Genomic DNA, 23547 nt, shown 5'->3' with positions numbered 1-23547 from the left:
AGAAATGCCAAGTGGATTTTTTGAAGGGATCGAGAAGGTCCAGTTTGAAGGCGTGGATAGCAAGAACTCGTTGGCCTTTCGTCACTACGACCCGAATGAAATCATCATGGGCAAGCGTATGGAGGACCATCTGCGGTTTGCTGTGGCCTGGTGGCATTCATTCGCGTGGGAGGGCGGAGACCCCTTTGGTGGACCTACGTTCGAACGCCCATGGTATCCTCAGGACGATATGGGCCGGGCCCGTCAGAAGGCAGATATTGCATTCGAATTGTTTGAGCTTTTGGGGCAGCCATTCTTTTGCTGGCACGACGCTGACATCCGGCCCGAACAGGGAAATTTTGCCGATAACCTGCGCACATTAGAAGATATCACCGATTATATCGGTGAAAAGATGCAGGTGTCTGGCACCAAGCTGCTTTGGGGCACGGCCAATATGTTCAGCCATCGTCGCTGGATGTCTGGTGCCAGTACCAATCCTGATCCCGACGTTTTTGCGTTTGCAGCTGCGACAGTGAAATCCTGCATGGATGCGACCCACAAGCTCGGCGGAGAAAACTACGTTCTATGGGGTGGCCGAGAAGGCTATGAAACCCTGTTGAACACGGATTTGAAAACCGAGTTGGACCACATGGGCCGTTTCTTGAACATGGTCGTTGAATACAAACACAAGATTGGGTTCAAAGGAACTATTCTCGTTGAGCCCAAGCCTCAGGAGCCGTCCAAACACCAATACGACTACGACGCCGCGACTTGTATTGGATTTCTCAGGAAGTACGGGTTGGAGGACGAGGTCAAGTTGAACCTCGAGCAGGGGCATGCGATCCTGGCCGGACACAGTTTCGAGCATGAAATTGCGGTCGCCGCTGCCGAAGGGATGCTTGGCTCGATCGACATGAACCGAAACGATTACCAATCCGGATGGGATACGGACCAGTTCCCGAATAACACGCCAGAGGTTGCTTTGGCATATTACCACATCCTGAAAGCTGGTGGCTTTACAACTGGGGGCACAAATTTTGACGCCAAAATACGTCGGCAATCGCTTGATGCAAAAGATCTTGTTGCAGCCCATGTCGGTGGAATGGACATTTGTGCACGGGGCTTGAAAGCTGCGGCTGCTATGATTGAAGACGGTGGCTTGGAGGACGCGCTGACGGAACGGTATTCCGGTTGGAACACGCCGGAAGCAGTGTCTATGTTGGGTAGCAGTCTGGAAGAGATTTCTGCCCGGGTTCTGCAGGAAAATACCAACCCGAAACCACAATCTGGGCGTCAGGAGATTCTGGAGAATTATGTGAACAGGTTTGTGTGACTAAGGAAAACTGCAATCGGGGAACTGTCAAAAGAGTCTTGTCAGAAGAGCTTTGCTTGGGCGGGGTAGGGGTGTTGCGTAGCTTTTGCCCATGACCAGACCTGCATCTTTCAAATACTATAATAACCAGTTCTGAGATCATCCGCGTGACCGTGATGCTGTACATTCGATTCCCGCTCTCGCTTCGGAATGCCGTAGATCTGTTGCACGAGCGAGGCATCGACCTGAGTCACGAAACCGACTGCTACTGTTGGAACCGGTTCGGTCCAGTGTTTGCCTCTGAGATCCGAAGATAGCGGATGCAACAACTGCGCGCACTCTCGATATGGAAGTGGCACGCCGACGAGATTTTGTGAAGGTGAATGGTAAGAGACATTGCCTCTGGCGGGTTGTTGATCACGAAGGCGAGGTGCTGGAAACCGTTGTCACCAAACGCCGAAACGAGTAGCCGCTTATTTAGGGATCAAGATCAGTGGTTTTGGGACTGGGTAAACAGCCTACTGTATTCACTGCAGTGATCAGTCACCATTTAGTGCGAACAAAGGATTACAGCGGGCATTGACGCTTAGCTATCGTCGGACAAGCGCCAGATGTCTTGCTCTCCAAACCCACGGATTGTTCGCGCGCCGACATTCTCAAGGTCAAACTGATCTTTGAGGACCTGCGCGACTTCGTCCTGGACTGAAATCTGCATCGGGTCAGAGAATTCCTGAAGTCTGGAGGCCAGATTCACAGCCGGACCAAAGATATCGTACACATACTTCTGGATGCCAACGACCGACCCGACTACCGATCCCGTGGCCAGTCCAATTCTGCACCGCCACTGATGCGGATGGCTCAGGTTTCGGCGGGTCAAATAGCGTACGAAACGAATGGCTGTGTTTGCGATTGCCTTGGCGTGATCCGGAGTCGGATCGGGCAGACCAGCGACGGTGATATATGCGTCTCCGATTGTCTTGATCCGTTCGCAACCGAATTGCTCACCTATGCGATCAAACGCGCTGTAAATATCGTTCAGCTCAGTGACGGTGACGCTTGGGTCCTGCGAGGCGACCATATCCGTGAACCCCACGAAATCGAGCATCAGGACGGAGACGGGGTCATAGAGTTGTGGCGTGACCACGCCGAAAGTCTTGTACTCTTCGTAGACCGACCGGGGCATCAGATTTAGCAGCAGTTTTTCAACCTGCTCCTTTTCCCGCTTCAACTCGCGGGTGTTCCGTTCGACCATCATCGAATAGGAGTCGATCATGGACTCCAGCTCTTTGATACGGGTGATGTTCTGACATACCAGAACCAGCACATCGTCGTGCGCGACCGTGAAATCGAGTGCGATCACCAGTGTGCGGCGTTTCTTTTTGAACGTGATTTCTGATGTATGCCGCCCGGTGCCGGACAGGCTTGTTTGCACTGTGTCGATATCCAGATCAGGAAAGAGCTGCTGCAATTGGTCTGAAGGGCCATCGGCACTGAACCACTCGTCAAACGTATCATTGCGGAACCCAAACTTCAGCGATTGACGGTCCAGTAGGGCAACGCCCACACCAATCGCGCGAAGGAGCTGTTCATTGATGGCTTCGATGGTCATGATTTATCCAACAATCAAGGGGCGACGTTTACTGAATTCCGCGACAACGATATCGATGTCCTCGGCATCCACGCCGTGTCTTTGCAAAGCGTCACGGAGCACGACCTCCAATTCGTCGAAATGGTCATCGGTAATTTCGAGATGAGAGTGTAACTGGCGCAGTTGATTGTCGGTGTAGGAGGCCGGACCACCAAGGAGCGACGCTATGAACTTGGTCTGATGGTCGACCATGCGACTCATATCCACGTTGTCGAAGAAGGGTCCAACCTCGTCATTGTCGAGCAGGATGTCATAGAACGAGAACACGATCTTGCTGATCTGTGAAAACCCACCGTACTTTTCATAAAGTGTGCGCTCGGCCATAACAAAATCCCCCTTAAACAAACTAATACCAAGAAAATGGTGGATCGACTACACCGGGTGATCTTCATCGTTCTTTGACGGTTGGGTCAAAGAACGATGAGCCAGTGATTCACGATCTCAGCCACGCTGCATGACAATTTCAGCGTACTCGGATGAGATGCAAAGTGTGTCATTGCCTGAGATATCGAACTTCTCGATCAGGGCCATGATATCGCGCTGCAGCGCCTCTTGTCCCGGTGCGTCCAGTGCATCGAAGGCCTTTTGCATCGGACCATAGAAAGTCCGAAAATACTCTAGGAAGTGTTCGGCTGAACGGTAGCGGAACATGAAGTTCTTGCGTCGGAACGAAACGATGGTGCTGTGCGATCCGAAGGATTCTTCAATCCAGTCCCGGCTGCCCCACAAAGCCGGAGAGCTTACGCCAGCAGGCGGAGGCACATGTTTACCGATCGTTTTGAACAGAAGGCCGATGAAGCTGTCCGGCGTCCAGTTGGCCAGACCAATCTTGCCGCCGCGTTTGACGACCCGTTGCAGCTCTGCTGCTGATTGTTGTTGGTTCGGTGTGAACATCACGCCGAACGTCGAAACCACCGCGTCACAGGATTGATCATCGAAAGGCAGGTTTTCGGCGTCGGCAACCTTGTAGGTCACGAACAGACCTTCCGCTTTGGCGCGCTGGCTACTGGCGTCCAGCAGGGCTTCTACATAGTCGGTCGATGTAACATCACAAAAGCGCCGGGCGAAGGCCAAGGTGGCATTACCATTCCCGGCGGCGACATCCAGTACCTTGGAACCAGGCATCAGATCCATGCTTTCAGCCAGTTCTTCACCCGTAATTTGAAGGGTGACACCCACTTTGCTGTAGTCGCCGGAGCCCCAGGCGACGTTTTGCTTTGCTTTGATTGCCGCAAAGTCTGTGGTGGCGTTGATCGATGTTTGAATGCCCATGATATTGCTCCTTTTTGATTTGGCAGTGGTTTGATGAAGGCCGCATTGCTAAATGCGGCCCCGGTCAGGCAGCTTGACGTTCTGGCCAGCTGACAGTTTCAACGGGCCGCTCCACATTGGCCACGTGTTCGAAAATCCTTGCGTTGATCCATTCGGGCTGGAAGACCGGCGCCATATGGCCCAGCTCGGGCAGCAACGCGATTCGCGCATTGGGCAAAGCCTTCGCGATCTCGACCGAGACGTGCTGCGCAATCTCAGGTGACTCCAAACCAGTCATTACCAACGTCGGTATCTCAAGCTTGGACAGGTCCTTCAGTTGCCAGGTTTCAGCAAAACCTATTGCAAAATCCGACATGACTGATGGGATCATCCCAATGAACCGGTCTCGGGCCTGCGCGGGCAGCGAGTTCCAAAACCCCTTCTCGTTCCAGAAATCCAAAAAGTGATGCATACCAGCAGCGGCATCGCCATCCGCTGCTGCGGCGCTCACCACACCCGCGAGAAGCTGGATTTGCCCGAACAGTTTCTTGCTGACCTCATTGCCAGCCTTCAGAAAATGAAAGGCTGCAGGCTCATATACCGTCAGGCTTTTGACAAGATCAGGACGCATCAACGCGATCTTGATGGCAATACCTCCGCCGTTGGAATGACCAACAAGATGAACGGGGCGTCCCAGCGCTTCGATTTCGCGGATTACCGGTATGGCAGAAAACGCCGCACCGTTTTGAGAGTTATCTCCAGTCAACGGGCTACGACCGTACCCGGGAAGATCAACAGCGTGAACACTAAAGCGACCTTCCAGATCCGCCGCCAGTTGGTTCCATTGCCCACTATTGGACGCCGAAGAATGCAACGCAAAAATAGGTGCGTTAATCATTTCAGTAGTTCTAAAAGAAATAGTCATCTTTCTTACCCAATCGCACTTAAGATGGGCAATAACTGACCTTTCTATGTTTCATTGTGATGTCTGGAAGCGGTGCCAAGTGTTTCAGTTGTTGCTCTGTGAAGCAGGTCACACAACTTGCTATCCGGCTCAAAAACAAACAGGTTTATCGGCCGGTACTTGGCTGAGTTGGCACCTATTGAAACAATTGAAACACACGATGCTAATTTTGAAATGGCATTGAAACAATGGTATCCTAAAAATTCAGGATGACGATGGGCATGGCGAACGAATTTGAAGAAATCGAGAAGGCGAGGGACCTTCTTCGTGATGCGATCGAATCTCTCAAAGAAGGGTTTGCCCTCTATGATGATGATCGCCGCCTTGTCCTGTTCAATCAACGATATGCCGAGATGAACAAGGGGGTTGCCGACCTGCTGCAACCCGGACTGGACTGGGAAATCCTGATGCGTGAGACGGCGCGCCGGGGAATTTACGCTGATGCGATTGGCAATGAACAGCAGTGGGTTTCGGACCGTTTGGCTAATGGGGTCGAGTTCATCCAAGACTTTGAGCTGACGGAAACGGATGGGCGCACCTATCTGGTTTCTGTTCATCCCACCAAGTTCGGCGGATTTGTCGTCACGCGTGAGGATATCACCGAACGCAAACAAGCCGAGGTCGAAGAGCGCGACGGCGATCTATTGATCCGAAAGGTGCTGGATGCCAGTTCGGCAATCGTAACTATGGCGCGGATTGGTGATGGTCAGATACTGTATCGCACGCCTGCTGCGCTGCAGATGTTCGGACCTTCCAAATCCGCAAAACAGCATTATCAAAAGCCGGAAGAGCGCGCGGATTTTGTAACCCAGCTTTTGGCCGATGGTCGTGTCGATGACTACAAGCTCGACTTGATTAATGCGGCTGGCAAAACCTTCCCTGCGTCGATTTCGTCTCAATTGATCGATTACAAAGGCGAAGAAGTCATCGTGACCAGCGTGATCGATCTAACCGTCCAGAAAGAGGCTGATGCCCTGATCCGTCAGGTCATGGAGGCTTATCCAGCAGCCATCAACATGACGCATGCCGACACCGGCGAGGTGCTGTTTGCTACGCCCGAGATAAAGGCGCTGTTTGGTGATGCAGAAAGTTCGAAATCCTACTATGCGGATCCGAATGAGCGCGAACGGTATCTGAAAGACCTCCGGCAAGCGGGGGCGCTTAAGGATCGGCGTATGGAGTTCGTCGATGCAAGCGGGCGAAAGTTCTGGGGGGCGGATTCTTCACGGCTGATCGAGTTCAATGGTGAAGAAGTAATCGTTTCCAATACCCGCGATCTGACCGATGAATTGGCCATTGAGGCCGAGCTTGAAAAGCAACGAGAGCTGCTGTTCCAGAACGAAAAGATGTCTGCGCTAGGCGAACTACTCGCCGGTGTGGCGCATGAGCTTAACAATCCATTGTCGGTTGTTGTGGGTCATTCGTTGATGTTGAAGGAAGAAATTTCTGACCCCGATCTCGGTGTCAGGATTGAAAAAATCGGCAATGCCGCAGAACGCTGCGCGAAGATTGTTAAGACCTTTCTGGCGATGGCGCGTCAGCAGCCCAGCAAGATCGAGCAGGTTGATGTTCCCAGCATGATCGAAACAGCTGCGGATGTCGCCGGGTACGGTAGCTCATCAGGCGAAATTCGCATTGAGCAAAGTGTGCCAGAAGACCTGCCCGCAGTTGCCGGGGATGCGGACCAGCTTACGCAAGTCGTCTTGAATCTTATCATCAATGCCGAGCAGGCCATGACCGCATCCGGCATCGGCGACCAGATCATGCTGTCTGCCGAGGTCAAGCCTGACACCGGAATGGTTGAGATCACGGTTCAGGACAATGGCCCCGGTATCCCCAAAGCCATACGCGCACGTATCTTCGAGCCGTTCTTTACCACAAAGGAGGTGGGTGACGGCACCGGGATCGGGCTTGCCTTCTGTCACCGGATCATTCTGTCCCATGGCGGTCAGATCAGGCTTGATCAGGCCGCTATGTCCGGCACCTGCTTCCGGATAACTCTGCCCGTCGCAAGGATGCAAAATGATGTGGCTGAAGAAAAACCCGAACCCGCCGCGAATTTTGCCAAGCACCGTGCATTGGTCGTAGATGATGAGGTCGAAGTGGGTGAGATCAATGCCGAGATACTGCGGAAGGACGGCTTTCACGTTGATTTCGTTACGTCAGGGGAAGAGGCGCTCAGGCAACTGCAGTCCGCCAACTACGATGTATTCCTAAGTGATATGAACATGCCCGGTGTTGACGGACGCAAGATTTATGAGGCGCTGGTGGCGCGTTTTCCGAAAATGCTGACCCGGACAGCATACATCACCGGGGACACCATGGGTGAAAGCTCATTGGGACTGCTGAAGGAATCCGGTCTGCCCTATCTGGAAAAACCCGTCTCGCCTTCGGAACTGAGAATACTTGTCGGAAAGCTGCTCGCCGATCAGAAGGATCAAACGGATGAATGACCAGAAAACCCATATCCTGGTTTGCGATGACGAGATCGACGTGCGCGAGATGCTTCAGGAATATCTGAGCAAACGCGGGTACGAGGTTTCTGCAGCCGCTGGCGGAGAAGAGCTCCGGTCTGTCATCTCCTCTCGTGCTGTTGATGTCATGATCATGGATATCAATATGCCAAAGGAAGACGGTCTTTCGATCCTCAGATCGCTTCGTCCTGAAAACACGACGCCCGTGATCATGTTGACTGCAGCAGGCGATGTAGTGGACCGGATCATCGGGCTTGAGATGGGGGCAGATGACTATCTTGGAAAGCCGGTTGATCTTCGGGAACTGGAAGCGCGGATCAAGGCCCTATTGCGCCGAGGGGCCATCAACGAAAGTCTGCCTGCAGATGCCCCCGAAGGCAATTTGGCCCTTTTTGGCGACTACACGCTGGATAAAGAGGCAGCCAAACTTCTTGCGCCGGATGGATCCGAGGTCCCGCTAACGGCGATGGAGTATAGTCTGCTCAAGGTGTTTGCTGAAAACAAAGGGCGTGTTTTGAACCGTGATCAGTTGCTAGAACAAGCGCATGACCGGTCCTGGGACCCGTTCGATCGCAGCATTGATATCAGAATATCCAGACTGCGCCGGAAGCTTGAAACCAACCCGGAAAAGCCGGAAATCATCAGAACCGTGCGGGGTATAGGTTATGTTTATGATCCCAAATAGGGTTTGCCGTTCCGGACAAGCAAATTGCGAGTAGCACCGTGGAAACCAAGCTCGTCACGACCATAATTGCTGACATTTCTGACAGCACTCCGTTCTACGAAGAAATGGGGGACGATCAGGCGCAGCATTTGATTCAGTTTGAAATCGATCGATTGCGTGAGGTTCTACTTGGGTTTGGCGGAGTTCCTGTGGGGCAAAAAGGCGATGATGTCTTGTCCTATTTCAAGGAACCCGAGGCCGCCGTAAACGCGGTTGTAGAGATGATTCAGAAACCGCCCGGAACATTACTGTCGGTCCACGCGGGTGTTCATCAAGGTCCCGTTGTTATTGGCGATAATGGGATATTTGGCGAAACAGTAAATCTGACCGCACGTTTGGCGGCCGCGGCCAATCCGGGTGAAGCTTGTGTCAGCGAAAGCGTCGCCAAGGATCTAAGCCCCGAAAGTCTCCAGATGCTCACCCCAATCGGATCGCTTCGCCTGAAAGGTGTGAGTGAACCGGTCAAAGCTTATTCAGTCCTGGCCTCAACGGACGGGTTAAGCACCGTGATGCATCTGCCGACGCAGACGGCCAGCGGATCTGAGGGCATGCAGCAGAATGAAAGCTTTGCGCTCATTCTTTATCACGACGATCATACCTGGCGGTGTCGGGAAGGCGGGGAGCTAACGATCGGCAGATCCAGTCAATGCGATGTCATCCTGCCTGAGCCGTGGGTTTCGCGACTGCATGCGGTACTCAGCATGAAAGGCGGGAAGCTGATGCTGGCGGATCGCAGTTCGTCGGGAACTTACGTACAATTCGAGAATGCGCGTGAAATCCAGCTTAAGCGCGAGAACATAATGCTGGCCGATAGCGGGCTGATATCGCCTGCACTATCAATTTTGCACTCTGATGCGCGCCCATTAGAGTTTGAGGTCGTCCGCCGATAAACGACGTGGCACGCCTGAATTCTGGCTTCTGTGGTGAAAGTCTCAGAAAGAAACTCGCGATTGTGCTAGAATCGGCACCAATTGCGTATTTCAACCAAGATTGGGAGGGAATGATGTCATTGAATACTTCAGGAAACCAGCTTCGTCAGGGCGCTCTGATCCTGGGTGCAGCTACACTCTTGTTCGGTGCTGATGCAACTGCCCAGTCAGCGATGCCCAATGCCTGCCCTGTGGATGGGTGTGAGGTGCAGATTGTATCGGTCGCCAAAGAGGGTGACGAACTGCTTGTAAACTACGATGCGAATTTCACTCCGGACGTATCGAAGAACCATTTCCATACATGGTGGGGCGAAAGCTATTCCGTTGAGCAAGTCGGCAGAAATGCCCAAAGCGAATTCAATGCCGTTCAAGGCAGGTGGCATCGGCACGATGATTACCCAAGCTATGTGACGAAGGAGGCGGCCTCGACATCGGCGCGCGAGGGAGGGACGACACTGTGCGTTACTGCTGCCGATAGGGACCACAACATATTGGATGCGACCAAGTATCATTGCGTGGATGTGCAAGAGCACCTCTGAAGCGCCAAGAATATCATGACTTTTCCCGCGTTCATCGGCCGTTACGCTGTTGACCGTGAAATCGCGAGCGGTGGGTTCGCGGCGGTTGTCCTTGCGCGGGATGACGAGTTGGAGGTTCCGGTAACCCTCAAGATTCTGCACGCCAACCTTGCGACCAATGACAAAGTCATCACCCATTTTCTCGAAGAAGCCCGTCTGTTGCGGCGCATTCGATCTCCGCGCGTTGTCTCCGTGCATGACGTGGGGCGTTTGGAGGACGGGCGGCCCTATTTTGTCATGGACTACGCGGATCGCGGCACATTGGCCGACCGACTAAAGCGTCTAAGCCCCGCTGCTTTGGCCAAACGCGAAGGTGTGGAAATACTGATTGATGCAATGGCAGATGGCTTGTCTGCGGTTCACGACGCGAATGTCGTGCATCGGGACGTCAAACCCGCAAATGTCCTTCTGCAACGAGTGAAGCGGTCCAAAGACGATAACAGCACGACGGTTTCTGATGCTTTGGTCGGCCTAGACGAGAGGGTTTTTCTGGCGGATCTCGGAATTGCAAAGGATTTAGCGATCGGTGTGACCGGCGCGACCATGATGGCTGGGACACCGCTCTACCAAGCGCCAGAACAAGCTGAGCACGGGCAACCCGTGACGCCGATGACCGACATTTATTCGGCCAGCGCGCTGATGTGGCATGTCCTGACGGGAAAGGCGCCGCCGCCATTCCATCGCGTTACCGAGTATCTTTCCAGCCTGCCGGAAATGTGGCGCGATTGCATTGAGCACGGGATGGCAATGGACCCGCAGGCGCGTTTTCTGGATATGGTGTCCTGGCGCAGTGCAATGAATGATGCGTTGGATCGTGACCGGCGAGAGGCCGCATCCGAAGCGGTGACGCAGATTTCGGAAAGTAGGGTGGAATGCCCCTACAAGGGGCTCGCCGCGTTCCAGCCAGAGGATTCCGACTATTTCTTTGGACGCGAGGATCTTGTTGAGGAACTTGTGACCCGGCTTCAACAGAGCCGGATATTGGTTCTGGGTGGCTCATCCGGCAGTGGTAAATCATCCGTTCTGCGAGCAGGGCTGCTGCCAGCGATCGCTGCCAACGCGATATCCGGTAGCGAAAACTGGCGCGTTTGTGTTTTTACCCCCGGGCGCGATCCAATGACCGATTTGTACTTTCAACTCATCGGCGACAATTCTCACCTTACGGCTCAGGTCTCGCTCAACGACTTCATCGCCTATCCGAGTGCGGCGCGCCGATTGGCCACCGCGAATGAAGGAGAGTTGTTGATCTGCATTGATCAGTTCGAAGAATTGTTCACGCTGGTCAAACATGAACGCAGAAGCAAGTTCATCGAAGCTTTGTCAGCCATGACGGACCCTGCAGATAGCCGCGTTCGTATCGTGCTGACAATCCGTGCGGACTTTTATGCATCCTGTGCAGAGATACCGTGGCTTGCGGATCGAATCTCGGAAAACCAGTTTTTGGTCGGGCCGATGACACGGCCCGAGCTGCGCCGCGCAATCAGCGAACCGGCACATGCAGCTGGTTTGCACATGGACAGGTCCCTTATTGATGCGATCGTTGATGAGGCCGGGCGCGAAGCGGGTTCGCTCCCGCTGGTGGCGCATTCTCTGTATGAAACATGGAGCCGACGTAAAGGTGCGGTCATGTCTCTGGACGGCTACCGTCAGTCCGGTGGTGTCACAGGGGCAATCAGCCAGACAGCAGAGACACTTTTTACAGACGTTTTTGACAAAGTTCAGCAAGAAGCAACCCGGCGGCTATTCTTGCGTCTGGTTACGCCCGGCGAGGGGACACCGGACACACGGCGGTTGTTGCCGATCGATGAGATCGAGCGCGACTCGGACCCGGACACAACGCGGCGGGTCGTTGAAGCTTTGACAGATGCGCGGTTGCTGACGCTGGATGACAAAAATGTTCAGATTGCGCATGAGGCGCTGCTGCGTACATGGCCGCGACTTAATTCATGGATCGAAGAAAGCCGCGATGATCTGCGCATGCGTCAGCGTATTCAGCATGACGCTGCAGAGTGGGATGTTGAAAATCGCGAGCCCGATTTACTTTATCGCGGCACAAGGTTGTTGTCGGCTGAAGAATGGTCGGTGAAGAACCAGAATATCCTCGGTGCGTTAGAGCGGGAATTTCTGGGCGCTGCACGAGATGCGCGTGACCAAGCGCAGGCTGCATCCAAAATGCGCCGGCGTCGGCGTCGACGTATCAATCAAGTTGCCGTTGCTGCCCTTGCCTTGCTGGCCATTGGCGCAACGGTTTCGTCTTTCTTGGCTATCCGCGCGTCCAACCTTGCCGAAAGCAACAGACAGATGGCCGTTGCCGCAACAGCTGAAGCCAATGAAAGGTTCGCAAGGGCGCTAGGCGCTGCGGCGAACGGGTTATCGGATACAGATCCCTTGCTAGCCCTGTCACTCAGCGCCGAAGCGATTGTCCGAGCCGAAACTGCTGGTTCGACATCAGAAGCGAGGGCGGCGATGCTGATGGCTCGGCAAAATCTGGGTGAGGATGGGCTTGTCCCACTGGGCAGCCCGTTTACGGTTGGTGACGCGCAGACGATGGCTATTGATGCATCTGGTACGCGTGTTGCAGTTGGATTGCGTGATGGGCGCATCGTGGTTCATAGGGCTGAATCCGGCGGAGCGGTTATTGCTGAACTGGTGGGGCATTCCGGCGGGATAAGGGATGTTGCATTCTCTCCCGATGGAGAGTTGCTGGTTTCAGCGGCAACGGATGGGGATGTCCGCCTTTGGAATGTTGGTTCGGCCAGATACGGCCCGATCACGACACTGTTCTCTGGCAATGACGTCGCATTTGGCGTGGCCTTTGATTCCACCGGCAAGCGTATCGCGTCGGCGACCGGTGACGGGACCGTTCGCCTCTGGAACGTTTCCAATGGAATGCAAATTGGGGAGCCATTGGCGAAAATGCCGCTGGGCTTCAAAAAGGTCGCGTTTTCGCCCGTTTCAGAAGGACTTGTAGCCGGAAATGTCGATGGTGGCATATTCGGCTGGGTCGACGCAAAGGCTACGCCTGCATTTCCGCCGATACCGGGCGGTCCGCTGGGGCCTGACCCCGATCACCTGTCCTTCAGCCGCGACGGGAGAACATTCGCGGTATCCCATACGAACGGGAAGGTCACGACGATTGGTTTTCCGGATGGTTCTCCAATTGTTGATCGTTTTTCAGATAGTACCGATATCGTAGCAGCAGCATTTACCGCGCCGGACAATCTGCTGGTAGGGGCAGGGGCAGACGGAACGCTGCGATTGGAAAATTCAAACATGGAAAGTGTTGGCGACGTGGTGCAAGCGCACAGTCAGAGGGTTGTGGACCTTGAAGTCGCCCAAAATGCCCCGTTGCTGGCGACTTTGGGCCGGGATCAGCAGGTACGTCTCTGGCGGATTGGGACCGACCCCGGCGGCAAAGACACGCTTGTTTTGCAGAACGGGGCAAAGGCGCTGGGCATCGCCTATACACCGGATGCAAAGTCTATAGCCATCGGTGACAGTGAGGGGAACATCTGGGTCTGGAAGATGGGGGCTTCCATGAAACCCATGCAGCTGAAGGGGCATGAAAGCCAGGTGTGGGCGATCTCTTTCTCGCTGGATGGCAAAACCATGGTGACTGGTGATCGCGAAGGCGGCTTGAAAATCTGGGACACGGCTGAAATGCGGCTGAAAAATCAACTCGATCTGGGGCAGGCTCCCGTCTGGTCGATCATGCCGGGGTCAGGTCCCGAGGTCTTTGTGGCGACAGGAGATGGAGTGCTGCAAATCGATATCTCAGACGCTGATTTGGTCAAGAGCTTTGCGCCAGCTGACATTCAGGCAAATCGTGTCGCCGTCTCTGAAGATGGCAGCATGCTGGCAGCGGCCTCGGTGGATGGAAAGGTCTATATTTGGTCGATTGGCGACGGTCAGTTGATCAGAGTGATTGAAGCTGATGACAACACGCTTTGGAGTGTTGCTTTCAGTCGTGATGGCACACAGGCTGCAACTGCTTCCAGCGATGAGGTGGTCAAGGTGTGGGATGTTGAAACCGGCGAAGAGCTTGCCGCTTATGGTGGCCATAAGGGTGGGGCGACAGATGTTGCCTTTTTGGCGGATGAGGCAACCTTGGTGGCAATCGACCGATCTGGGGAACTGCATTGGTGGGATACCGCGACGCACCGTCGGCTCATGCCTGCCGAAAAGATCCATGCAGGCCCGACCTGGCGTATCGCGCTTGCACCTGACGGACATTCTTTTGCGACAACCAGCGAAGCCGGTGATGTTCGGGTTTGGGACAGGTTGAGCTTAGAGATCGCATGTGCGTTGGGCAGTCCAACCTTCGATGAAGGGCGCAGGGTTCAGTATTTGGGAAGCGATGAGCCAACAACGACCTGTGATGCCTTTGCGAATTGATCACATGGCGAGTATTGAAAAGCACGGGCGGGCGCTTGGATTTGAAGCGGAACTAAGCAGGCGTGATCAGATTATGGTCGGTTCACAACGAAATCCGGCATGATCTGCGCCTGTGTGATTGCGTCATCGACGTCATGCCCTGCGAAAAAACCGTACCCCGAAATCAGGGCCGAGGCGATTCCGGCAGCATGGGCCCCCAATATGTCGGTATGCAAGCTGTCACCAACCATAAGCACGCGAGTTTTATCGACCCGGCCAAGTCGCTTAAAAGCCAAGTCAAAAATATTCTCAAATGGTTTGCCGAAGAATTCGGGTACAACGCCGGTTCGATCGGCAAGACGGTGCGCGAACAGACCGGGTTCGTCTGAAAATCCGTGCTCGCGTGGTGCGACTATGTCCGGATTTCCGACCAATACCGGACGCGGGCGTTTTAGCAGGGCTGCTTCCAAATGGGCCTGACGTGCCTCGGACCAGACGGCTGAGCCGATCATCAGAAAACCCTCAACCGAGTCATAGGGCTCGGGATCGTCATCGAGATAAGTCAGGTTCAAATCTTCCAGATCGCGAAGGCCGGTGCTGGGTGTTGCCATCAAACCCCAATGCAGCGCGCGTTGACCGCCTAGCTCAGCCAGCAGTGTTGCGCGGCTTGTGATGATATCCTCTGACGCAAAATCATATCCCAGCCGGGCGTATTTCTCGACGAGCGCCGCATGAGGGTGACCGGCTGCATTCGAGACGACCAGAACACGTTTACCCATGGCTTTGAGCTGATCAATCCGCGCGGCTGTACCGGGAATCGCAGTCTCGCCGATATTGAGGACACCGAACGCATCCAGAAGGAATACATCGAAGCCTTTAGCAATATCCATCAAAGTGTTCGCATGCTGATAGGATTGAACAGCCGGTTCAGCAGCTGGAAGTCGATGCCGAACGGCCTCGTAGGCCTCGAAAGCCTCTTGGGTCGTGAAGCGGCTCAAATAATTGCCCCTCGTACTTTGGCAGACACCCATTCGCTGATCATGACGGCAATCAGAATGACGATCAGGATAAGGCTGACCTGCGGCCATGCCAGAACGTTCAGCGACGCCGACAATTGCAGCCCAATGCCGCCTGCGCCCACAAGGCCAAGAACCGTAGACTCGCGAATATTGATGTCCCAGCGGAATACGGCGATCCCGGCAAAGGCGGGCAATATTTGCGGGACGATTCCATAGGCCATGACCTGCCAGCGGGATGCGCCGGTGGCGGTGATGGCTTCGACTTGGGTGTGATCAATTTCCTCGATGGCTTCATAGAGAAGCTTGGCGCAGAAGCCGATCGAACGAATGGCTATGGCGATAACACCTGCGAATACTCCGGGTCCAATGATTGCGATTAACAAAAGCGCCCAGATTAGCGAGTTGATCGAGCGGGTTGAGACGATGATCAGTAACGCGATGGGGCGGATGAACACGGCCGACGGCGTGGTGTTGCGGGCGGCCAGAAAGGCGACCGGTACGGCAAGGAACAGCGCAATGATCGTACCAAGTGTGGCGATGTTCAGCGTGTCCCAGATCGGGCGGCCTAACTGCGTGATGTAGTCCCACTTTGGTGGTGTCGCGCGGGTCCAGATATCGTTCGCGATCCGGGGTGCGTCCCACACAAAGAACCATGTCGTCGAGGCCGAGATGATCTGCCAGCAGTAGACAAAGACCGCCACACCCAACAGCCAGCAAAACCAACGCACAAGGCTTTGACCGGTCGTGCGTCTGCGCCAGATTTGCGTACCTTCATGTTCAAGCACTGGCATTACTGGACCCTCGCGCGGATGATACCCGAGAGGTATTCGAGCGCCATGACGATCCCGATGATCAGGATCAGAATGGCTGCCGCAGTGTCATACTCATAACGGTCAAACGCCGTATTCAGCGTGGCCCCAATGCCGCCGGCCCCCACAAGCCCAAGAATTGCACTTTCGCGAAAGTTGATATCGATCCTGTACATCGACAGCCCGACCAGTCGCGGCATGACCTGTGGCTGCACGCCGTAGTTGATCCATTGCATCCATCGCGCGCCCGAGGCTTTGATCGCCTCGGCCTGCACTTTGTCCATGGCCTCGATGTCTTCAGCCAAGAGCTTGGACAGGAAACCGATAGTGGCGAAGGACAGTGTCAGGAAGCCGGCCAAAGGTCCGAACCCAAAGATGGCAACCAGAAGAATGGCGACGATGATCTCTTGCAGGGCGCGGCTGATCGCAACAATGCCTCGGCAGATCACATAGACCGGGAGAGGCGCAATATTGCGTGCAGCGCCCAGTCCGATCGGGATCGATATCAGGATGCCCACCACCGACGCTGCAACCGTCATCACGATGCTCTCGAGAAGACCGCTCCAGATATCGCTCCAGCGCGATATGAAATCCGGGCTTGTGAAAGCAAGGACAAAAGCCCAACCGCGATCCAAGCCTTCATAAACCCGGCCCCAATCCACCTCGATGGTCATAAATGCCGCAATCAGATAGGCGACGAATCCAACGATCAAGGTCCAGCGCAGTAAGGCGTTTTTGACGAAGGCCGGTTTCCGCCAGCCTTTGCCCAGCAGGTCATCAAGTTCGGGATGGCTCATTCCGCGGCCTCGATCTCTTCGTCGTCTTCAACTTTCTCTATGGTCGCTTCCCAGTCTTCTTCGCCATAGATTTCGGTCAACTTGTCAGGCGTAAGCCCAGAGGGGAGGCCGTCAAATACGATTTCACCAAAGCGTAGGCCAACGACGCGCGGTACGAACATTTGCGCAAGGGCCACGTCATGAATGTTGATTATCGCGGCTAATCCGCGTTCCTGACACAGCTCGGTAATCAAGCGCATGATCTGACGGCTGGTTTTTGGGTCCAGTGAGGCGGTCGGTTCATCGACCAGCAGAAGCTTGGGATTTTGGATTAGCGCCCGGCATATTCCAACCCGCTGACGCTGACCACCTGACAGTTCGTCCGCGCGTTTGTCGGCCATATGCAACAGACCCACGCGATCCAGCAGGCGGAATGCATCATCCACGTCAGACTGGGGGTAACGTCGCAGGAAGCTCCGCCAAAACCCAACATATCCCAGCCGTCCCGACAGTACATTTTCCATGACGGTCAGGCGTTCAACCAGTGCGTATTCCTGAAAGATCATCCCCATTTCACGACGTGCTTTCCGCAGCGCGCCCGAGCCGAGTTTGACCAGGTCCACGTCGTCCAGCAGAACCTCGCCACTTGTGGGTTCAACCAAACGGTTAATGCAGCGGATCATGGTGGATTTGCCAGCACCAGAAGGCCCGATCAGCGCCAGAACCTGGCCCTTTGGCACATCTAGATCGATCGCCTTCAGGGCCTGATCGCCGGTTTTATAAGTTTTTGTAAGCTTTTGAAGCCGCAGCATTTATGCCCCCGGTTCGGGTGGTAACGGGCCCCGCAGGGCCCGTTGGATGTAGTATCGATTACTGGCAGGCGTAGGAAACGCCGTTAGCCGCGTCAATCTTGCGGATGACGTCCCAGAACTCCTGATATGTCATCTCAAGGAACTGACCTTCATTCGACTTCGAGAACTCAGCCTCAAGCGTCGTTCCCTCCCAGTCGAAGCTGAAGAAGGCATTGCGGATTTTCTCCTGCAGTTCCGGCGTCAGGTTGTACACGGTTCCAAAGCCTGTCGTCGGGAAGGTCTGCGACTTGTAGATCGTGATGACGTCGTCTTCGTTGATCACATCGCGCGAGATCATCCGCGATTTGACCGAATTAGCGATCGAGGCAGCCAGATAGTCCTTATTGGCGACACCCAGGATCGAGTTGTCGTGCTTGCCCGAATAAACCGGCTCAAAATCGCGTTCGGGTAGCAGATCAAAATCGCTTTTCAGGATCGCCGAGGGCGCTTTGAAGCCCGAGTTCGAAGTAGGAGAAGTAAAGGCCAATTGCTTGCCCTTGATATCCTCAACCTTTTCGATGCCTGAACCGGGATAGGTGATGATCTCCATCTCGTATCCGAAGTTTCCGTCTTTCGACGCCATGATCGTGAAGGGCCTGAATCCGGCGCAGTTCACGGCCAACGGGTTTGAACCGGTATTGAAGCCCGCAATATGCAGACGCCCCGAACGCATGGCCTCAATCTGGGCCGCGTTGTTCTGAACTGGAAAGAAAACAACGTCTTTGCCAGTTTCCGCTTTCAGATGATCAAGAAAGTCCGACCAAGCAGTTTTGTATACGGCAGGGTCTTCAACCGGGGTGTAGGCAAAAATCAGGGTATCAGGATCAATCTGATCGGCAGGATCAGCGGGGATATCCGCGATCAGATCGCCATCGGCATCGCAGAACCGCGCATCCAGATCACCGCGCGGGCAGTCTTGCGCCGAAGCCGTGCCCGACAGTGACAAGAGCGCGATTGCGGAAGCTCCGATCAGTAGTTTGATATCAAATTTCATTTCTTCCTCCCAGTCATGCGTGGCTTTTCTGTCCACGGTTTGTCGTTCTTTGTAAGGACTGCTCAGCGACAAGAATCTTCACCCCGGCGTCGTTGATCGCGCCAAGCAAATCCCCTGTTGGTTTGGTATCAGTTACGATTGAATTCAGCCCGTCAAGGTCGCCCACACGGGTCAAACCTTTGCGGTCGAATTTCTCAGACCCGATCAGAAGATGTCGCGTCGCGGCGCGTGCCAGCATCATCCGTTTGACGGTTGCGAAACCGCGCACGGTCTCTGACGGCCCTTCTTCTGACAGGCCAGACGCGCCAATCATGCAGCGATCGACGTTGAAACGAGACAGGAAATCCAGTGTATCTGTCCCGATCGTGGCGGACTCGGCGGTCAGATATTCGCCTGGGCATAGAATGACTTCAACGGGTGCGTGACCAAGGGTCATGGCCACCGGTATCGAATTCGTAATTGCCGTGCAGTGAATGCCCCGATACGCCAACATACGGGCCATCTCGATCGTGGTTGAGCCGGAATCGATCATCACCGTCTCGCCTTCCTGAATCAGGTCGGCTGCGCATTTGCCGATCTTTTCACGCTCATCAAGGCGGGCGTGGGTGCGCTCATCCAGACTTGGATAACGTCCTTGTATCGGGGCAGAGGCACCGCCATGCGCCCGCGAGATCAGCCCATCATCAGCTAGGGCATCAAAATCCCTGCGCACCGTTTCCGCCGAAACATTGAAACGCTGCGCCAATTCGCTGATCCGGACGTGCGGGCGAAGCTTCAACTCCAACAATATCTCACGGCGGCGGTCGGATTTCTTGAACCGACTCTGGCCCTTGTTGGTTTTCTTATCGCGCGTTTCCGCTTTGGGCATCTGGCAATCCGACTCGGTTTCAATCTCACTTTTGTGGCGTTTCAGTCGTTTTGCAACAATTTCTGTTGCAAAGCCCACGATTCATTGTGAGACTTCAAAGAACTGTTTCTATTTCGAGGCGTAGCAATCGAAGTGCACCGGCGTTCTGGATGTAGCCACCTTGTTCAACAGCACGTATGTGTTGCCATTGCCCTTTGCGTAGTGCCAGAGCCAAGAGCGCGCGCATGAGCAAGACCGAATTCACAGATCAGATCGGTGCGCTTCCAGTGCGATGGGACAAGTCCGACAAGCTGCGGGTTCTCATGGTCACTTCGCGTGACCGGGGGCGGTGGGTCATCCCCAAAGGTTGGATGATGGATGGTAAGAAGCCTTGGCATGCCGCTGAAATCGAAGCTTTGGAAGAGGCCGGAGCGGTTGGCTTTATCTCCAAGAAATCGATCGGGTGCTTTCACTATGACAAGCGATACGAGGGTAAAAGCAGCGTGCCTTGCCGCGTAACGCTTTATCCGTTGATTGTGGAACGGCTCAAACGCCGTTGGAAGGAACGCGACGAACGCAAGCGCCACTGGTTCTCACCTGCCAAGGCCGCAAAGCTTGTCGAAGAGAAAGAACTGGCGCGTTTGTTAAAGAGCCTGTCAGATAATCAAGAGACGTTGGCTGTTATCGAAAAATTGCGAAAGGCCGCATGAGGAAGGGCATATAAGAGCCGGGAAATCCGGACGCAGTGAACTTAAAGGGAGAGAAATCAATGAAGAAATTTACATCCACAACGTTGGGATCGCTTATTGCCCTTGCCGCATCGATGTCAGCGGCACAGGCTGACAAGTTGACACTTTATTGTTCTGCGCAAGAGGATTGGTGCCAGCTTATGGCGCGCAGTTTTGAGGACGCGACCGGCATCGACGTTAATATGACCCGTAAATCCTCGGGTGAGACATTTGCTCAGATCCGTGCAGAAAGCTCCAACCCAAAGGGTGACGTTTGGTGGGGCGGAACGGGGGATCCGCATCTGCAGGCCGCAGAAGAGGGCCTGACGATGGAATACATGTCGCCGATGCGTGACCAGCTTCATGATTGGGCGATTTCTCAGGCGGAAAGCGCGGGTAACAAGACCATCGGCATCTATTCAGGTGCGCTTGGTTACGGCTACAATGCCGATCTTGTCGCCGCGAACAACCTTCCCGAACCTGCTTGCTGGAAGGACCTTCTGAAGCCCGAGTACAAGGGGCACGTTCAGATGGCGAACCCGAACTCATCAGGTACGGCCTACACGACCCTGGCCTCGATGGTGCAAATCTTCGGCGAGGACGAAGGATTTGAGTTCATGAAGGGGCTGCATTCGAACATCAACCAATACACCAAGTCGGGCTCGGCACCGATCAAGGCTGCTGGTCGAGGCGAGAATACAATTGGTATCGTTTTCATGCATGACGCAGTAAAGCAGGCGGTATCGGGTTTCCCGATCAAAGTCGTCGCGCCATGTGAAGGTACTGGTTACGAGATCGGTTCGATGTCGATCATCGAAGGCGCGCGCAACGAAGATGAGGCTAAAAAGTTCTATGACTGGGCATTGTCGCCCGAGGCGCAGAACCTCGCCCTTCAGGTAAATGCCTTCCAAGTCCCGTCAAACAAAGGTGCTGAAACTTCGGAAAGCGCGCCTGACATGAGCCAGATCAAGCTGATCGACTATGACTTCAAGAAATACGGCTCGTCGGATGAGCGCAAGCGCTTGCTGCAGAAATGGGACGAAGAGGTTTCGGTACTGCCGCAGTAAATGACTGACGACACGACAAAAACGACCCATCCGGTTCTGATCTTCTGGGTCATCGCCGGGTGGGTCGGATTCTGCCTGCTGCCGTGGTACATGGTTGACGGTGGCCTGTGGTCGTTCGAGTGGCTGCTGGACGGCTACCCTTTCGACGAAGATTATGCGCCTGCTGCCTTTCTAATTGGGCAGGGTGAAAAGCTGTGGCTTGCGCCGCTTCTTATCGCTCTTCTGCTGCCGTTTTTGGTATTGAGGCGAGCCAAATCAGATCCGCTTTATGCGCGCATTCTGATCCTGTCGGGGGCGCTTGGGTTCGGCTGGCTGATCGCACAAGGGTTCAGCATCGGAATCCGAGGCTACAATTTCGATTGGCTGGAAGCCTTGTTCGGAGAGCTCGGTGATCGGCAGTTCGGCATGGGCTATGGCGCGATGATCTGCGCGTCGAGTTTTCTGTTCCTTCTGACCCAGGGTGTCGCCGCACGTGGGGCGATTAACGGAGACGTCTTCGTGGTCAGCGCCATCGGTGGTGTGATCACCATCGTCACCGCGTTTGTATTCTTTCCTATCGCCAAGATGCTGTTTGCTGCCTTTGTGACGGAAGAGGGCGCATACTCCATCGCAGTGTTCTTCTCGAAATTCTTTGACGACCGGCTTTGGGGGCTGGGATGTTTCTGGGGCGCACGATGCGGGGCGGCATGGAACTCACTGTTTCTGGCCATCCTCGTCGGCTTCATCACCACTGCGCTCGGCTTGTGCTTTGCGCTTGTCGTGACCCGCTCGGGCTTTCGGTACAAGCGCGCGTTGCGCGCACTGACGGTTCTGCCGATTATCACGCCACCGTTCGTGATCGGCCTAGCGCTGATCCTGCTGTTTGGATTGTCGGGTTCAGTAACGCAGTTCTTTGCCGAATTGTTCGGCACCCAACCCACTCGCTGGCTGTATGGCATGCCGGGTGTTCTGATTGCGCAGACGTTGGCATTTACACCCATCGCCTTCCTTGTGCTGATTGGCGTCGTTGAAGGGGTGTCTCCCTCGATGGAAGAAGCGGCCCAGACATTGCGCGCGAATAGATGGCAGACGTTCAAAACCGTGTCCCTACCGTTAATGCGCCCTGGCCTTGCCAATGCTTTCCTTCTGGGCTTCATCGAAAGCATGGCCGATTTCGGCAACCCACTTGTGCTAGGTGGCAATTTCGATGTGCTGTCGACCGAGATTTTCTTTGCAATTGTTGGTGCGCAATATGATCAAGGCCGCGCTGCGGTTCTGGCCATGGTGCTTCTGTTCTTCACGCTTTCAGCCTTCTACGCGCAGCGAGCCTGGCTGGGTAAGAAAAGCTACACCACAGTCACGGGCAAAGGTGACGCTGGCGTACATCCATTGATGCCAACCGGCCTTTCCATCCCGGTGCTAACCGTCGCCCTTGGCTGGGCGGTGTTTACCATCGTCGTCTACGCCATGATCGTCTACGGCAGCGTGGTTGAACTGTGGGGAGTCAATAATTCCCTGACGTTCAAGCACTACGTCACTGCCTTCTCGGTTCGGTTTGAAGCAGAGGGTATTCGCTGGACAGGAGCCGCATGGGACAGTTTCTGGACGACTATCACCATCGCCGCAATTGCTGCTCCACTGACGGCTGCCGTGGGGCTCGTGACGGCCTACCTTCTGACCCGACAGAGTTTCGCGGGTAAAGATGCCTTTGAGTTCGGCACCATGCTGTCCTTTGCCATCCCTGGCACGGTGATCGGTGTCAGCTACATTCTCGCCTTCAACGTGCCACCGATCGAGATTACGGGCACGGGTGTCATCCTTGTTGTCAGCTTCATCTTCCGCAATATGCCGGTCGGTGTCCGAGCCGGCATCGCCAGCATGTCGCAACTGGATCGCAGTCTTGACGAGTCATCTCTGACCCTCGGGGCAAATTCCTGGCAGACTTTCCGCCGGATCATCCTGCCTCTGCTACGCCCGGCAATTCTTGCCGCCCTTGTCTACAGTTTCGTGCGGGCCATGACGGCGATTTCGGCCGTGATCTTTCTGGTCAGCGCGGAATATGACATGGCGACCAGCTATATCATCGGGCGGGTCGAGAATAACGACTATGGTCTCGCCATCGCCTATTCCACCACTCTGATCTTTGTGATGCTGTCAGTGGTTGCCCTTATGCAGTTGATCGTGGGCCGGACCAAGATCGGGCGACGAATGACGCAGTCGCGGACCAATGTTTAGGAGAGTTTG

At 54.6% G+C, this 23547-nt stretch carries 19 protein-coding genes and 1 pseudogene; 10 read left to right on the top strand and 10 right to left on the bottom strand.

The features are described 5' to 3' along the window. The first annotated feature begins 4 nt into the window (after positions 1–4). Positions 5–1312: a xylose isomerase gene (gene xylA / locus ACR0BT_RS05140; protein ID WP_480561307.1), complete on the top strand. Its 1308-nt coding sequence runs from the start codon at positions 5–7 to the stop codon at positions 1310–1312. Between the two features lie 91 nt (positions 1313–1403). Next, a pseudogene (locus tag ACR0BT_RS05135) lies at positions 1404–1754 on the top strand (DDE-type integrase/transposase/recombinase); the annotation flags it as partial. Between the two features lie 123 nt (positions 1755–1877). Here ACR0BT_RS05135 and ACR0BT_RS05130 read toward each other — a convergent pair. The 4 genes from ACR0BT_RS05130 to ACR0BT_RS05115 all read right to left on the bottom strand — a co-directional run bounded on the left by ACR0BT_RS05130 (position 1878) and on the right by ACR0BT_RS05115 (position 5115). Then, a complete protein-coding gene (locus ACR0BT_RS05130) occupies positions 1878–2900 on the bottom strand; it encodes an adenylate/guanylate cyclase domain-containing protein (protein WP_170396212.1) in 1023 nt (340 codons plus the stop codon). Between the two features lie 3 nt (positions 2901–2903). After that, positions 2904–3263, bottom strand: coding sequence for a group I truncated hemoglobin (locus tag ACR0BT_RS05125; RefSeq protein ID WP_170396214.1), 360 nt, complete (start codon positions 3261–3263; stop codon positions 2904–2906). A gap of 117 nt (positions 3264–3380) precedes the next feature. Further along, entirely contained in the window at positions 3381–4211 is an 831-nt protein-coding gene (locus ACR0BT_RS05120) for a class I SAM-dependent methyltransferase (protein ID WP_170597879.1), read from the bottom strand. 64 nt (positions 4212–4275) lie between these two features. Then, positions 4276–5115 (bottom strand): alpha/beta fold hydrolase, encoded by an 840-nt coding sequence (locus ACR0BT_RS05115; protein ID WP_480762631.1) that lies wholly within the window; start codon positions 5113–5115, stop codon positions 4276–4278. A gap of 260 nt (positions 5116–5375) precedes the next feature. Between ACR0BT_RS05115 and ACR0BT_RS05110 the strand changes: the two genes are divergently transcribed. The 5 genes from ACR0BT_RS05110 (at position 5376) to ACR0BT_RS05090 (ending at position 14254) form a co-directional block, all read left to right on the top strand. Then, positions 5376–7607: an ATP-binding protein gene (locus tag ACR0BT_RS05110; RefSeq protein ID WP_480762630.1), complete on the top strand. Its 2232-nt coding sequence runs from the start codon at positions 5376–5378 to the stop codon at positions 7605–7607. After that, a complete protein-coding gene (locus ACR0BT_RS05105; RefSeq protein WP_170511845.1) occupies positions 7600–8313 on the top strand; it encodes a response regulator in 714 nt (237 codons plus the stop codon). The genes ACR0BT_RS05110 and ACR0BT_RS05105 overlap by 8 nt, the downstream gene beginning before the upstream one ends. A 38-nt stretch (positions 8314–8351) precedes the next feature. Beyond that, positions 8352–9242 (top strand): adenylate/guanylate cyclase domain-containing protein, encoded by an 891-nt coding sequence (locus ACR0BT_RS05100; protein WP_480762629.1) that lies wholly within the window; start codon positions 8352–8354, stop codon positions 9240–9242. A 113-nt stretch (positions 9243–9355) separates the two neighbouring features. After that, a complete protein-coding gene (locus ACR0BT_RS05095; RefSeq protein WP_170396227.1) occupies positions 9356–9820 on the top strand; it encodes a hypothetical protein in 465 nt (154 codons plus the stop codon). A 15-nt stretch (positions 9821–9835) separates the two neighbouring features. After that, positions 9836–14254 (top strand): WD40 repeat domain-containing serine/threonine protein kinase, encoded by a 4419-nt coding sequence (locus ACR0BT_RS05090; RefSeq protein WP_480762628.1) that lies wholly within the window; start codon positions 9836–9838, stop codon positions 14252–14254. Positions 14255–14325: 71 nt separating this feature from the next. Here ACR0BT_RS05090 and ACR0BT_RS05085 read toward each other — a convergent pair whose 3' ends face one another. From ACR0BT_RS05085 to ACR0BT_RS05060, 6 genes are read right to left on the bottom strand one after another with little or no spacing between them, the layout of a single operon-like run. Next, a complete protein-coding gene (locus ACR0BT_RS05085) occupies positions 14326–15264 on the bottom strand; it encodes an HAD family hydrolase (protein WP_170817967.1) in 939 nt (312 codons plus the stop codon). Beyond that, positions 15228–16043 (bottom strand): phosphonate ABC transporter, permease protein PhnE, encoded by an 816-nt coding sequence (phnE, locus tag ACR0BT_RS05080; protein WP_170396234.1) that lies wholly within the window; start codon positions 16041–16043, stop codon positions 15228–15230. Before phnE (ACR0BT_RS05080) ends, ACR0BT_RS05085 begins: the two co-directional genes overlap by 37 nt. Beyond that, positions 16043–16858 carry a phosphonate ABC transporter, permease protein PhnE gene (gene phnE / locus ACR0BT_RS05075; protein ID WP_170403405.1) on the bottom strand — a complete coding sequence of 272 codons (816 nt, stop codon included), beginning with the start codon at positions 16856–16858 and terminating at the stop codon, positions 16043–16045. Before phnE (ACR0BT_RS05075) ends, phnE (ACR0BT_RS05080) begins: the two co-directional genes overlap by 1 nt. Then, entirely contained in the window at positions 16855–17649 is a 795-nt protein-coding gene (gene phnC / locus ACR0BT_RS05070; RefSeq protein ID WP_170396238.1) for a phosphonate ABC transporter ATP-binding protein, read from the bottom strand. The genes phnE (ACR0BT_RS05075) and phnC overlap by 4 nt, the downstream gene beginning before the upstream one ends. A 58-nt stretch (positions 17650–17707) precedes the next feature. Beyond that, on the bottom strand, positions 17708–18682 hold the full coding sequence (gene phnD / locus ACR0BT_RS05065; protein ID WP_170396240.1) for a phosphate/phosphite/phosphonate ABC transporter substrate-binding protein: 975 nt from the start codon (positions 18680–18682) through the stop codon (positions 17708–17710). A gap of 13 nt (positions 18683–18695) precedes the next feature. Next, positions 18696–19550 carry a DeoR/GlpR family DNA-binding transcription regulator gene (locus tag ACR0BT_RS05060; protein WP_170403399.1) on the bottom strand — a complete coding sequence of 285 codons (855 nt, stop codon included), beginning with the start codon at positions 19548–19550 and terminating at the stop codon, positions 18696–18698. Between the two features lie 224 nt (positions 19551–19774). Here ACR0BT_RS05060 and ACR0BT_RS05055 point away from each other — a divergent pair, with 224 nt between their 5' ends. Genes ACR0BT_RS05055 through ACR0BT_RS05045 form a run of 3 tightly spaced genes read left to right on the top strand, consistent with a single transcriptional unit; the run spans position 19775 to position 23538 of the window. After that, the gene (locus ACR0BT_RS05055) at positions 19775–20239 is read left to right on the top strand and encodes an NUDIX hydrolase (RefSeq protein WP_170396245.1); all 465 of its coding nucleotides are present in this window, start codon (positions 19775–19777) and stop codon (positions 20237–20239) included. A gap of 59 nt (positions 20240–20298) precedes the next feature. Continuing rightward, entirely contained in the window at positions 20299–21324 is a 1026-nt protein-coding gene (locus tag ACR0BT_RS05050; RefSeq protein ID WP_170422361.1) for an ABC transporter substrate-binding protein, read from the top strand. Next, positions 21325–23538: an ABC transporter permease gene (locus ACR0BT_RS05045; protein ID WP_480561314.1), complete on the top strand. Its 2214-nt coding sequence runs from the start codon at positions 21325–21327 to the stop codon at positions 23536–23538. It begins immediately after the preceding gene. Positions 23539–23547: the final 9 nt, after the last annotated feature.

The organism is Ruegeria sp. CJ6, from assembly GCF_056536665.1.
The sequence above is the reverse complement of the archived record's forward strand: the minus strand, read 5'-3'. Positions and strand labels throughout refer to the sequence as shown.